Here is an 11,581-nt window from a genome sequence, read left to right as displayed (position 1 = left end):
CGGCGCGCCGGATCCTCCGCGACCATCGGCACCGATATCGTCGCATTCACTGTAAGTAGTTGAGGAGACACTCGGTGCGCACGCAGACCGACGAAGGATACCGGCACGCGCTCGGCAACCGCCAGGTCCAGATGATCGCGATCGGCGGGGCGATCGGCGTCGGCCTGTTCCTCGGTTCGGGGGGCCGGCTGGCCGCCGCGGGGCCCGGTCTGGTGCTCTCGTACGCCGCCGCCGGCCTGGCCGCGTTCTTCGTCATGCGGGCGCTCGGCGAGCTCGTGCTCTACCGCCCGGCGTCGGGGTCGTTCGTCGAGTACGCGGGCGAGTTCATCGGCCCGTGGGCGGCCTTCGCCAGCGGCTGGATGTACTGGATCAACTGGGCGTTCACCGGCATCGCCGAGCTGACCGCCATCGCCGCCTACATCCATTACTGGGCGCCGGGGTTCCCGCAGTGGGTGACGGCGCTGATCGCCCTGGGCTTCGTGATGTCGGTCAACCTGGTGTCGGTCCGGCTGTTCGGCGAGCTGGAGTTCTGGTTCGCCATGCTGAAGGTGCTGGCGATCACGATCTTCCTGGTGGTCGGCCTGGTCCTGGTGGTCTTCACGATCGGCCAGGCGACCCCGCACAACCTCGTCTCCCACGGCGGGCTCTTCCCCAACGGCTTCCCGATGGTGCTGATGAGCCTGCAGTCGGTCGTGTTCGCGTACGCGTCGATCGAGCTGGTCGGCATCACGGCGGGCGAGACGGCCAGGCCGCACGAGGTCATGCCGAAGGCGATCAACGGCGTGGTGTGGCGCATCGCGATCTTCTACGTGGGCTCGGTGGCGCTGCTGGCGATGGTCCTGCCGTGGACCGCCTACCACGCGGGCACCTCGCCGTTCGTGACGGTCTTCTCGGGCCTCGGCATCCCGTGGGCCGCCGACGCGATGAACCTCATCGTGATCACCGCCGCGCTCTCGTCCTGCAACTCCGGCCTGTACGCCACGGGCCGCATCCTGCGCTCGATGGCCATGAAGCAGGAGGCGCCCCGGTTCGCGGGCACGCTCAGCTCCAGGTTCGTCCCGATCGGCGGCATCGTGTTCACGGCGGCCATGTTCCTGGCCGGGGTGGCGCTGTTCTACTTCCTGCCCGAGCGCGCCTTCAACATCGCCACCGCCGTCGCCTCCCTCGGCGTGATCACGACGTGGGGCGTGCTCGTCTGGTGCCAGATCAGGCTGCGTCAGTCGGGTCACCTGTCGGTGTTCCCGATGCCCGGCTCGCCCTTCACCAACTGGCTCACGCTGGCGTTCCTGCTGCTCGTCGTCCTGCTGATGCCCTTCGCCGACCGCGACCAGCAGGTGGCGTTCTTCCTCATCCCGGCGATGGCCGCGGCCATCGCCCTCGGCTGGCGGATGGTCAGCCGCCGCCGGACGGTCAACGGCGGCGGCCCCTGACTGAGTACTCTCGATGGTGCCGGCACGGAGCCGCACGGGGAGGCCACACTGGACGAGGCGACACGAGAGACGCCGAAGTGGACCAGGCGAGCGATGGTCCGGATCGTGGCCGCGGTCGCCGCCGGCGTCACGCTCGCCGTGGCGTGCGTGCCTTCGGGCGTCTTACCGAAGCTGGCCTGCGCCGTGCTGGACGCGAGCTGCCCGACCGGCCAGAGCCAACGCGGGAGCCTGCCGCAGGTGACCCGCCTGACCGCCGTGCAGGTGGCGCAGGGCGGCATGTACGTGGCGCTCGGCGACTCCTACTCCTCCGGCGAGGGCGTCTGGGACCTGGACAACAAGCCGCTCAACGACGGCGCCGACCGCTGCCACCGGGCGACGGGCTCGTACGTGCCGCTGGTGGAGCGGGCCTACCGCTTCGGGGGCGGCACCGCCTTCTACGCCTGCAGCGGCGCCACCACCGCCCAGATCCTGTCGGGCCAGTACGGGCAGAAGCCCCAGATCACCCGCGTGGGCCCGGCCACCAGCCTGGTGACGCTGAGCATCGGCGGCAACGACGCCGGATTCACCAAGGTGCTCACGGCCTGCATCGTCAAGCTGCCGTGGTCGTCGGCGTGCGTGGAGCAGGACGCCGCCGTCTCCCGCCGCATCGACGAGCTCCGCCCCAGCCTGCTCAAGGTGCTGCGCGAGCTGCGTACGCGGGCGCCGAACGCCCGCATCATCGTCCTCGGCTACCCCCGGCCCTTCCCCAAGGACCCCGAGGTGACCGTCGACAACCTGAGCGCCGAGGACCAGAACTGGATCAACGGCATGACGCGCCGCCTCAACGACGCGGTGGGCTCGGTGGTGTCCGACTTCGACCGCGCGATTGCGGCCTTCGGCGCCCCGGGGAGCGCGGAGTACGTGGACGCGTACGAGGCGTTCACGGGCCACGAGGTCGGGCGGCCGCAGCCGTACCTGAACGGGTTGAACGTGAACGTGGAGGAGCTCAAGGTCAACGCCCGCAGCTACCACCCGACGGGCGACGGCTACCGCCGCTTCGCCGAGCTCATCACCAAGCAGATCGCCGCCGGGCCGGGCCGCCCCATGAACAACTTCCACGTATCCGCCCCCTGAGCCGCTCCCCTGCCGCTCCCTGGGCCGCTCCCTGGGCCGCTCCGGGACGCCCGCTCACTCGGCCGAGCGCTCCTCGGCCAGGTGGAGGCCCGCCTCGATGACGGCGTTCATGATGGGGGCGAGCCGGGCCTCCCCCAGCGACGGCGCGCGCAGCGCCATCCGCGCCACGAGCGCGCGCTCCCGCGCCAGGTCGCGCCCCGCGAACCCGCCCACCGGCTTGATCCGCTGCACGATGCCCGCCAGCGCCGCCCGCCGTTCGAGGAGCGTGGCCAGGGCCGCGTCCACCCGGTCGATCGCCTCCCGGCACTCCGGCAGCGTGGCCGGCGCCTCGTGCCGCACCAGGGCGCCCACGACCGTCACGGCCTCCTCGGCCGCCCGCATCGCCGACGCCGGGGAGGTCTCCTGCCGCGGCTCGGCGGGGCTCCCGGGGCCCACGAACTCCAGCGCCCCGCTCTTGGAGGGCTCCGCCGCCTTCGCCCCGGCGTAGGTCCCGAGCTTGGCCGCCCCACCGGCCGCCCCACCCACCGCCCCACCGGCCGCTGGGGCGCCCGAGTCCACGACGAGCCCGTCGGCGCCCGCCGCGACCGCCGCCGCCGACAGGGCCGCGTTCCGCGAGACGTCGGCGAGCACCGGACGCCCCGAGGCGGCGCGGGCCGCCCGCATCAGCCCCAGGTCCAGCCGGCCGCCCTCGCACAGCAGCACCTGCCCGTCCCCCTCCCGCGCGCAGTAGTCGGCCAGCTCCAGCCACTCCTCCAGCGGGGCGGCGGGTCGCCGCTCCACCACGACCGGCAGCCCCAGCCCGGCCGCCGCCCGCACCAGCGGGATGTCGCGCGTCCACGACGAGCCCACCACGACCGCGTCCGCCCGCTCGGCGATGGCCGGCAGATCGGCGGCCGAGTACGGCTCCACCAGCGTGGCGCGCTCGCCCAGCACCTCGTACGCGTCGCTCTCCCCGCGGTACGCCCGCAGGCTGACCCGGCCGCCGATCACCACGGCGGGCCCCTCGCCCACGAGCGTCCCGCCCACCGCCACGGCGTGCCGTTCCAAGGTCGATGACATGTTCGACTCCCCAACTCGGGCCGGCCCCGCGAAGCCGGCGAGAAAACCAAAAAGGCAGAGACGGTGGCGTCTCTGCCTCGTGCCGGCTCCAGGTGGTCGCTAGCTGACGACCGGCTCTCCCGGAGCCGGCTCGATAAACGCGTAGCGACAAGTCATGTCTGAAACACTACACCCATGGCTTCACCTGCTGGACGACCCTTCTCACATCACGGACTGTCCTTCAGGCGAGTCGCTGTTGATCCCTCTCTATGGGAGTATTTCTTGGCCTAGAGGAGGGTTTGAGGCCGTTGATGTCGGATCGCAAGCAGGAGGGACGCCGCATCGCCGGCCGCTACCAACTGCAGGAACCCATCGGCAGGGGCGGGATGGGTATTGTCTGGCGCGCCTACGACGAGCTTCTTGACCGCACTGTCGCGGTCAAGGAGGTCAGGTACGCGGCCGCCCTGGGCGAGGAAGTACAGCTGCTCAACCGGCGCACGATGCGCGAGGCGAGGGCGGCGGCGAGGTTCGAGCATCCCAACGTGATCGTCGTGCACGACGTGATCGAGGAGGATGACCGGCCCTGGATCGTCATGCAGCTCGTACAGTCGCGTTCGCTGGGCGCCGTGATCAAGCAGGACGGGCCGTTGCCGCCCAAGCGGGTGGCCGAGATCGGCCTGGCCATGCTGGACGCGCTGCACCGTGCCCACGAGGCCGGCGTGCTGCACCGCGACGTCAAACCTGAGAACGTGCTGCTGGCCGACGACGGCCGGGTCGTGCTGACCGACTTCGGCATCGCCACGCTGGAGACCGAGACGCAGCTCACCGTGACCGGCCTGGCCGGCACGCCGGCGTTCATCGCGCCCGAGCGGCTCAAGGGGCTGCCCGCGCGGCGCGAGTCGGACCTGTGGTCGTTAGGGGCTACGCTGTACACGGCCGTGGAAGGGCGCTCTCCGCACGAGCGGGGGATGGCTCTGGCGACCATGCACGCCGTGCTGACCGACGAGCCCGATGCCGCTCCGCACGCGGGCCCGCTCACCGATGTGATCATGGGCCTGCTGTCCAAGGAGCCGGTCCAGCGGGTGACGTACGAGGAAGCGCAGCGGATGCTGCGGCAGGTCATCGCGCAGGCGAGCCCGCCGCCGACCGCGCAGTTCCCCGCGACCCACACGGTCCGCGTGCCGCGGCCCACCACGCCGCCGCCGCCGCGCAAGGCCCCCGCCCCGGCTCAGCCGCCGTCGCAGAGCGAGGCCTCCGCGCAGGGCAAGGCCGCCGTCCAGAGCAGGTTCCGCGCCCTGGGCAAGCTGCGCCAGGCGCCGCCCGTCGACGACGACTACGCCCCGACCGACCCGGACCTGGTCGCCACCCCGATCTCGACCCCGAAACCCGCCGTTCCCGAGACCGGGTCGCGGATCACGCCCGCGCCGACCGTGGACCCGGCGCCCCCCGCCGAGTCCACGATGGACGCGGCCAGGACGGACCAGCGCCGGGCCGGCCCGGTCGTCGCGGCGGGCGTGGCCGTCGTGCTCGTCGCCGCTGTCGGCGGCTACCTCGGCCTGCGCTCGGCCCCCGATGAGGGCGGTCCGGACAAGGACGCGTCCCAGGCCACGGTGTCCACGGGGCCGCCCTCGCAGGCGTCGCCGAGCGCGTCCTCGTCGGGCTCCGCCGAGCCGAGCGCCTCACCGCCGCCGTCGCCGACGGCCACGGCCCCGGCCACCCCGACCCCCGAGAAGACCGAGAAGAAGGAAAACCCGCTGCCGGCCGGCTGGAAGATGTACAAGGACAAGAAGCTCGGCTTCTCCATCGGCCTGCCCAAGGGCTGGGACGTGCTGACCCGCGGCGGCAAACAGGTCAAGTTCAGGGGCCCCGGCGCGGCCTCCAACGCCTACCTCATGATCGAGGACGGCGGGAGGTCCAGCAAGGACCCGTACGACGACTGGAAGAAGCAGGAGCCGTCCCTCAAGAACAACTTCGGCGGCTACGAGAAGATGGACATCAAGCGGGTCAAGGGCTTCCAGAAGGCCGCCGCGGACTGGGACTTCACCTGGAACACCAACACCGGCAAGACGCGGGTGCGCAACCGGGGCTTCATCACCGACAACGGTCGGGCGTACGCGATCTACTGGCACACCCTGAAGAGCCACTGGAAGGCGGACTACGACTTCTTCGAAGGGTTCTGCGCCACGTTCGAACCGGCCAAGTAGGCTTCACCGCGTGGAAAGGCAGGTCGGCAACCGCTATCGCCTCATCGAGCCGCTCGGCGAGGGCGGCATGGGCGTGGTCTGGCGGGCCTACGACGAGCTGCTCGACCGCACGGTGGCCATCAAGGAGGTCCGCTACACGGGCGTCGGCGACGCCAAGCGGGCCGAGCTCAACGGCCGGACCATCAGGGAGGCCAGGGCGGCGGGCCGCCTCGACCACCCGTCGGTGATCGTCATCCACGACGTCGTCGAGGAGGACGGCCGCCCGTGGATCGTGATGCAGCTCGTGCGCTCGCGTTCGCTGGCCGAGGTGGTGCGCGAGCGCGGGCCGCTCGCGGTGGGGCAGGTCGCGGTGATCGGCGGGCGGGTGCTCGACGCGCTGCGCGCCGCGCACGCCACCGGGGTGCTCCACCGTGACGTGAAACCGGAGAACGTGCTGCTGGCCGACGACGGCCGGGTCGTGCTCACCGACTTCGGCATCGCCTCGCTGGAGGCCGAGGCGGGGCTGACGGCGACCGGCGGGCTGGTCGGCACGCCCGCGTACATGCCTCCCGAGCGCCTCAACGGCGAGCCCGCGCGCCCCGAGTCGGACCTGTGGTCGCTGGGGGCGACGCTGTACGCGGCCGTCGAGGGCGAGCCGCCGTTCAAGCGCGACTCGTGGGCCGCGACGGTCGCGGCGGTGCTGCGCGACGTGCCCGAGCCGCCGGCGCGGGCAGGCGCGCTGCGGCCGGTCATCATGGGGCTGCTGCGCAGGAACCCGGCCGAGCGCCTGCCCGCCGCGGAGGCCGCGAGGCTGCTGTACGAGGCGGCGGCGGGCCCCTCCGCCCATCAGACGGCCCCCGCGGCCTGGCGGCCGGCGACCGGCGGCGCCGCGAAGACGGCCGAGGGGCCGCACCCCACCCTCCCGGCACGCCCCGGGCGCGGAAAGGCGCTGTGGATCGGCCTGCCCACCGCCGTGGCGGTGCTGGGCGCGGGCGGCTTCCTGCTCTCCAACCACTGGACGGGCACCTCCAGGACCACGAGCCCCAGCCCCACCACCAAACCGACTACCGGGCCGACTACTGCGCCGGCTACTGGGCCGACCTCGTCGAGCACCCCCACGCCCACGCCCACACCCACGCCCGAGCCCACCACGACGGCGCAGCAGGTGCCCGCGGGGTGGAAGGCGTTCAGGAGCACGCAGGGCCGCTTCGGGATCGCCGTCCCCGAGGGGTGGCGGGCCGAGAAGCACGCCACCAGGGACAGCATCTCGATCAAGGGCCCCGGCACCCCCGGGACGATGATCGTGGAGTGGACGGTGCCCGAGTTCGCCTGGGCGGACCCGGCCAAGCAGTGGGCCAGCCTGGAGAAGGAGATCAACGCGAAGGGCGAGTTCGTCCGCTACAAGCGGATCCGCATCACCTCCACCCGCTACCTCGGGCTCCGGGCCGCCGACTGGGAGTTCACCAGGCTGCGCGGCAGGCAGGTGATCCACGTGATCAACCGCGGCTTCCGCACCGCCGACGGCCGCCCGTTCGCCCTCTACTGGGAGACCACCGACGCCCGCTGGGCCGCGGACCGGCGCTACTTCGAGACGTTCGCGAAGACCTTCCGGCCTCTATGAAAGAGCAGGCCCGCTTCTGGCGGCACCCGGCGGTGCCGGGCACCGACCTGCTCAAGGCCCGCTACGTCACCCATCGCTTCACCCGGCACGTGCACGACGGGTACGCCATCGGCATGATCGTCAGGGGCGTGGAGGAGTTCGACTACCGCGGCACCCTGCACCGGGCGGGTGCGGGCGAGGTGGTGCTGGTCAACCCCGAGTCGGTGCACACCGGCCAGGCGGGCACGCCGGACGGCTGGTCCTACCGCATGCTCTACCCGTCCATCGAGACGCTGGCGGGGATCGCCGCCGAGCTGGGCGTGCCGTACGCGACGCCGCACTTCCCCAGGCAGGTGGTGCGCGACGACGAGGTGGCGCTGCTGCTCGGCAGGGCGCACCAGGCGGCCGAGCGCGGCGACGCGCTGGCCGCCTCCACGCTGAGCCGCACGCTGTTCGCGCGGCTGGTGACCCGCCACGCCACGCCCAGGCCGACGGCGCTCCTGCCCGCCGAGGGCCTGCGGGCCGTGCGGGAGGCGCTCGACCTGCTGCACGACAGCCTCGTCGACCCGCCGACGCTGGACGACCTGGCGCAGGCGGTGGGCGCGCGGCCGTTCGCGCTGCTGCGGGCGTTCAAGGCCGAGACGGGGCTGCCGCCGCACGCGTACCTCACCTCGCTGCGGGTGCGCCAGGCGCGCCGCCTGCTGCAGTCCGGGGTACGCCCGGCGCAGGTGGCCGCCGAGGTGGGCTTCACCGACCAGGCCCACCTCAACCGGCATTTCAAGCGCATCGTGGGCGTGCCGCCCGCGGCGTACCAGCGTGCTGCAGGAACGTACAAGACCGGCGCTTCCCCCACCTCCTAGCCTCTTGCAGCATGGAACAGACAACTCACCGTTCCGCCGCCGTGCGGGACGGCCTCGGCGTGGGCGTGGCCGTGGGGCTGTCGGGGCTCGCCTTCGGCGCCGCCGCGATCACCGCGGGCCTGAGCGTGCCGCAGGCGTGCGTGCTGAGCCTGCTGGCGTTCACCGGGGCCTCGCAGTTCGCGCTGACCGGCGCGGTGGGCGCGGGCGGCGACCTGGTGGCCGCCACCCTGGGCGCGCTGCTGCTGGGCGGCCGCAACACGCTCTACGGCCTGCGCCTGGCCGACCTGCTGCGGGTACGCGGGCCGCGCCGACTGCTGGCCGCGCAGGGGGTGATCGACGAGACGACGGCCGTCACGCTGGCCCAGCCGACCCGGGAGGCGGCCCGTACGGGCTTCGTCACCACGTTCGCCAGCCTCTACCTCACCTGGAACCTGACCACACTGGCCGGCGCCTACGGCGCGTCGTTCCTGGGCGACCCCGGCGTGCTGGGGCTGGACGTGGTGGGCCCGGCGGCGTTCCTGGCCATCCTGTGGCCCCGCCTGACGGCCAGCGCCGAGCTGCGCTGGCTGGCCGGCGCCGCGGTGGCGATCGCCCTGTGCGCCACCCCGTTCCTGCCGCCCGGCGTCCCCGTGCTGCTGTCGGCCCTGCCGGTGCTCGGCGCGGTGCTGGTGGTGAACGCGCGATGACGCTGTGGTGGGCCATCGCCGCGGTCTGCGCGGGCTGCTACGCGCTCAAGCTGGCCGGGCTGGCGGCGCCGCGCCGGGTGCTGGAGCATCCGGCGATCCGCAGGTTCGCCGAACTCGTGCCGGTGACGCTGCTGGCGGCCCTGATCGCGGTGCAGGTGTTCACGGAGGAGGGCGGGCTGCGCTTCGACCCGGCGCGCACGGCCGGGCTGGGCGCCGCGGTCGTCGCGCTGCTGTTGCGGGCGCCGTTCCTGGTCGTCCTGGCCTCGGCGGCCGTCGTCACCGCGCTGGCCCGGTGGTTTCTCGGGTAGTCGCCGTGCACGCCGATCGGCCCGGCGAGCCCGCACCCGCCCGGCGAGCAAGCCGGGCGCGACGACACCGCCCTTCGCGAGCCTCTCAGGCGGCTGAGGCGGCAGGCGGGAGCGCTCAGGACTCGGCGCGGACGATGTCCAGTGCCTTCTGCAGGTCGTGCGGATAGTCCGTGCCGAACGACATCCAGTCCCCCGTGGTGGGGTGCTCGAACCCGAGCGCCACCGCGTGCAGCCACTGCCGCGTGACCCCCAGCCGGGCCGCCAGCGTCGGGTCCGCACCGTAGAGCAGGTCCCCGACGCAGGGGTGCCGCAGCGCCGCCATGTGCACCCGGATCTGGTGCGTACGCCCGGTCTCCAGCTTGATGTCCAGCAGCGAGGCCGCGCGGAACGCCTCGACGGTGTCGTAGTGGGTGACCGACGGCTTCCCGCCGGCCACCACCGCGAAGCGCCCGTCGCCGGACGGGTGGCGGTCGATGGGCGCGTCCACCGTGCCCCTGAACGGGTCGGGATGCCCCTGCACCAACGCGTGGTAACGCTTGTCGACCGTGCGCTCCTTGAAGGCCCGCTTGAGCCGCGAGTACGCGACCTCGCTCTTGGCCACCACCATCGCCCCCGTGGTGTTGGCGTCGAGCCGGTGCACGATGCCCTGACGCTCGGCCGCCCCGCTGGTGGCGATCGTGTGGCCGGCCCCGAGCAGCCCGCCGATCACGGTCGGCCCGGTCCAGCCGACGGTCGGGTGGGCGGCCACGCCGATCGGCTTGTTGACCACGACGATGTCGTCGTCCTCGTACACGATCGTCATGCCCGGCACCGGCTCGGCGACCGGCATCGGCGTGGTGACCGGCGGCGGCATCGTCACGTCGAGCCACGCGCCCGCGTGCACCCGGTCGGACTTGGCCGGCTGCCGCCCGTCCACCAGCACCTCGCCCGCGCCGATCAGCTCGGCCGCGCGGGTGCGGGAGAAGCCGAACAGCCGCGAGAGGGCGGCGTCGAGCCGCTCGCCCTCCAGCCCGTCGGGGACGGGCAGGCTCCGCTGCTCAGTCATCCTCGCCCGCCTCCTTGGTCTCCTTGGGCCCCTTGGTCTCCGGGATCTCCTTGGACCCGTCGATCTGCACGTTGCGCCAGGCCAGGAGCACCGCCAGGATGCCGCCGCAGACGATGGCCGAGTCGGCGATGTTGAACACGGGGAAGTAGTCGATGATGGGGAAATGCCCGGGGAGCACCTCGATGAAGTCGACGACGTGCCCCTGGAGCTGCGTGGAGCGCCCGATCCCCGAGGGATAGCGCAGCAGCCGGTCGGTCAGGTTGCCGAGCGCGCCGCCGAGCAGCAGCCCGAGCGTGACCGCCCAGGCCCGGCTGCCGAGCTTGCGGGCGGTGCGCACGATGGCGACGACCACGCCCGCGGCGATGAAGGTGAAGATGAAGGTCATTCCGGTGCCGATGCTGAACGCGGCACCGGAATTGAAGATCACCCGGAACTGCAGCACGTCCGGGATCACGACGAGTGGCGCCCGGCCCTCAAGTGTGCGCAACACCACCGTCTTGGTGATGAGGTCGGCCGTGTAGATCACGGCCGCCAGCACGACGAGGACGGCGAACAGGCGCCCGCGGGGGCCGCCTACCGACGCTCCTCCTTCTGCTTGCAGGCCACGCACAGCGTCGCCCTCGGGAACGCCTGAAGGCGTTCCTTGCCGATCGGCTTGTGGCACGATTCGCACACTCCATAGGTCCCTGCGTCGATCCTGGCGATCGCACGTTCGTTCTGCGCGACCAGATCGCGCGCATTCAGGGTAAGGGCGATCTCGCGTTCGCGCTCGTACGTCTTCGCGCCCGCGTCCGCCTGGTCGTCTCCCGCCCCTTGGGTGACGTCTCCAGAGGCTATCTCCGTCTCGTGGCGGAGAATGTCCGCGTTGAGCTGGTCGATCTCGCTCTGGAGCCTGCCGCGTACCTCGGCCAGCTCCTCTTGCGACCACATCGAAGGTGTAGCGGTCTGCGTGACTGCCGCCATGGCTGCCTCCATTGCTGATCAAGGCCGTGAATGGTGCGGGCAGCTTAGGATCCACATAACGGAACGGCAAACGACCCGCCGGACGGTTTACCTCCCCCGTACTATCCCGCCTCGCGGATTAAACTCCCCCACAGGGGCGTCCATTCCCACAACTTTGTCGGCCGCCTACCAACGGCACCGCGGCCGGCCCGCCCTGGGAAACCAGGAAGCCTTCTGCTCCACTCTGCGTTATGGTTTGAGACTGCAAGGCGTTGATGGGGCCCGACTGTGAGGGATATCACCCCGGAGCCGCCGGAAGAACGGCTCGCCAGAGCTCATTAGACCCGGCAGCAGAGCAAATGAAGAGGGCCTCGCC

At 72.1% G+C, this 11,581-nt stretch carries 11 protein-coding genes; 7 read left to right on the top strand and 4 right to left on the bottom strand.

The window, feature by feature from the left end:
- Positions 1-74 precede the first annotated feature (74 nt).
- Positions 75-1,430: an amino acid permease gene (locus ACIBQ1_RS01115; RefSeq protein WP_397273896.1), complete on the top strand. Its 1,356-nt coding sequence runs from the start codon at positions 75-77 to the stop codon at positions 1,428-1,430.
- A 93-nt stretch (positions 1,431-1,523) separates the two neighbouring features.
- Positions 1,524-2,543, top strand: coding sequence for an SGNH/GDSL hydrolase family protein (locus tag ACIBQ1_RS01110; protein ID WP_397273895.1), 1,020 nt, complete (start codon positions 1,524-1,526; stop codon positions 2,541-2,543).
- Between the two features lie 54 nt (positions 2,544-2,597).
- On the opposite strand, the gene ACIBQ1_RS01105 is transcribed toward ACIBQ1_RS01110, so the two are convergent.
- On the bottom strand, positions 2,598-3,602 hold the full coding sequence (locus ACIBQ1_RS01105; protein ID WP_397273894.1) for a chorismate mutase: 1,005 nt from the start codon (positions 3,600-3,602) through the stop codon (positions 2,598-2,600).
- 290 nt (positions 3,603-3,892) lie between these two features.
- Between ACIBQ1_RS01105 and ACIBQ1_RS01100 the strand changes: the two genes are divergently transcribed.
- From ACIBQ1_RS01100 to ACIBQ1_RS01080, 5 genes are read left to right on the top strand one after another with little or no spacing between them, the layout of a single operon-like run.
- On the top strand, positions 3,893-5,785 hold the full coding sequence (locus ACIBQ1_RS01100) for a serine/threonine-protein kinase (protein WP_397273893.1): 1,893 nt from the start codon (positions 3,893-3,895) through the stop codon (positions 5,783-5,785).
- Positions 5,786-5,795: 10 nt separating this feature from the next.
- A complete protein-coding gene (locus ACIBQ1_RS01095; RefSeq protein ID WP_397273892.1) occupies positions 5,796-7,385 on the top strand; it encodes a serine/threonine-protein kinase in 1,590 nt (529 codons plus the stop codon).
- Positions 7,382-8,224 carry an AraC family ligand binding domain-containing protein gene (locus tag ACIBQ1_RS01090; RefSeq protein ID WP_397273891.1) on the top strand — a complete coding sequence of 281 codons (843 nt, stop codon included), beginning with the start codon at positions 7,382-7,384 and terminating at the stop codon, positions 8,222-8,224. Before ACIBQ1_RS01095 ends, ACIBQ1_RS01090 begins: the two co-directional genes overlap by 4 nt.
- A gap of 11 nt (positions 8,225-8,235) precedes the next feature.
- Positions 8,236-8,910 (top strand): AzlC family ABC transporter permease, encoded by a 675-nt coding sequence (locus ACIBQ1_RS01085; RefSeq protein ID WP_397273890.1) that lies wholly within the window; start codon positions 8,236-8,238, stop codon positions 8,908-8,910.
- Positions 8,907-9,218 carry an AzlD domain-containing protein gene (locus tag ACIBQ1_RS01080; protein WP_355364889.1) on the top strand — a complete coding sequence of 104 codons (312 nt, stop codon included), beginning with the start codon at positions 8,907-8,909 and terminating at the stop codon, positions 9,216-9,218. The genes ACIBQ1_RS01085 and ACIBQ1_RS01080 overlap by 4 nt, the downstream gene beginning before the upstream one ends.
- Before the next feature lie 115 nt (positions 9,219-9,333).
- On the opposite strand, the gene ACIBQ1_RS01075 is transcribed toward ACIBQ1_RS01080, so the two are convergent.
- The 3 genes from ACIBQ1_RS01075 to ACIBQ1_RS01065 are packed head-to-tail and all read right to left on the bottom strand — an operon-like array spanning position 9,334 to position 11,226.
- Positions 9,334-10,263, bottom strand: a complete 930-nt coding sequence (locus tag ACIBQ1_RS01075; protein ID WP_397273889.1) for an RluA family pseudouridine synthase — start codon at positions 10,261-10,263, stop codon at positions 9,334-9,336.
- Positions 10,256-10,873 carry a signal peptidase II gene (lspA, locus tag ACIBQ1_RS01070; RefSeq protein ID WP_397273888.1) on the bottom strand — a complete coding sequence of 206 codons (618 nt, stop codon included), beginning with the start codon at positions 10,871-10,873 and terminating at the stop codon, positions 10,256-10,258. Before lspA ends, ACIBQ1_RS01075 begins: the two co-directional genes overlap by 8 nt.
- A complete protein-coding gene (locus ACIBQ1_RS01065; RefSeq protein WP_355364900.1) occupies positions 10,837-11,226 on the bottom strand; it encodes a TraR/DksA C4-type zinc finger protein in 390 nt (129 codons plus the stop codon). Before ACIBQ1_RS01065 ends, lspA begins: the two co-directional genes overlap by 37 nt.
- Positions 11,227-11,581 lie beyond the last annotated feature (355 nt).

Source organism: Nonomuraea sp. NPDC050153, from assembly GCF_044460125.1.
GTDB lineage: Bacteria > Actinomycetota > Actinomycetes > Streptosporangiales > Streptosporangiaceae > Nonomuraea.
The sequence above is the reverse complement of the archived record's forward strand: the minus strand, read 5'-3'. Positions and strand labels throughout refer to the sequence as shown.

Coding starts and splice junctions, on each gene's coding strand:
- ACIBQ1_RS01110 (WP_397273895.1), top strand. CDS start 1,524: ATGGTCCGGATCGTGGCCGCGGTCGCCGCCGGCGTCACGCTCGCCGTG.
- ACIBQ1_RS01105 (WP_397273894.1), bottom strand. CDS start 3,602: ATGTCATCGACCTTGGAACGGCACGCCGTGGCGGTGGGCGGGACGCTC.
- ACIBQ1_RS01100 (WP_397273893.1), top strand. CDS start 3,893: ATGTCGGATCGCAAGCAGGAGGGACGCCGCATCGCCGGCCGCTACCAA.
- ACIBQ1_RS01090 (WP_397273891.1), top strand. CDS start 7,382: ATGAAAGAGCAGGCCCGCTTCTGGCGGCACCCGGCGGTGCCGGGCACC.
- ACIBQ1_RS01085 (WP_397273890.1), top strand. CDS start 8,236: ATGGAACAGACAACTCACCGTTCCGCCGCCGTGCGGGACGGCCTCGGC.
- ACIBQ1_RS01080 (WP_355364889.1), top strand. CDS start 8,907: ATGACGCTGTGGTGGGCCATCGCCGCGGTCTGCGCGGGCTGCTACGCG.
- ACIBQ1_RS01075 (WP_397273889.1), bottom strand. CDS start 10,263: ATGACTGAGCAGCGGAGCCTGCCCGTCCCCGACGGGCTGGAGGGCGAG.
- ACIBQ1_RS01065 (WP_355364900.1), bottom strand. CDS start 11,226: ATGGCGGCAGTCACGCAGACCGCTACACCTTCGATGTGGTCGCAAGAG.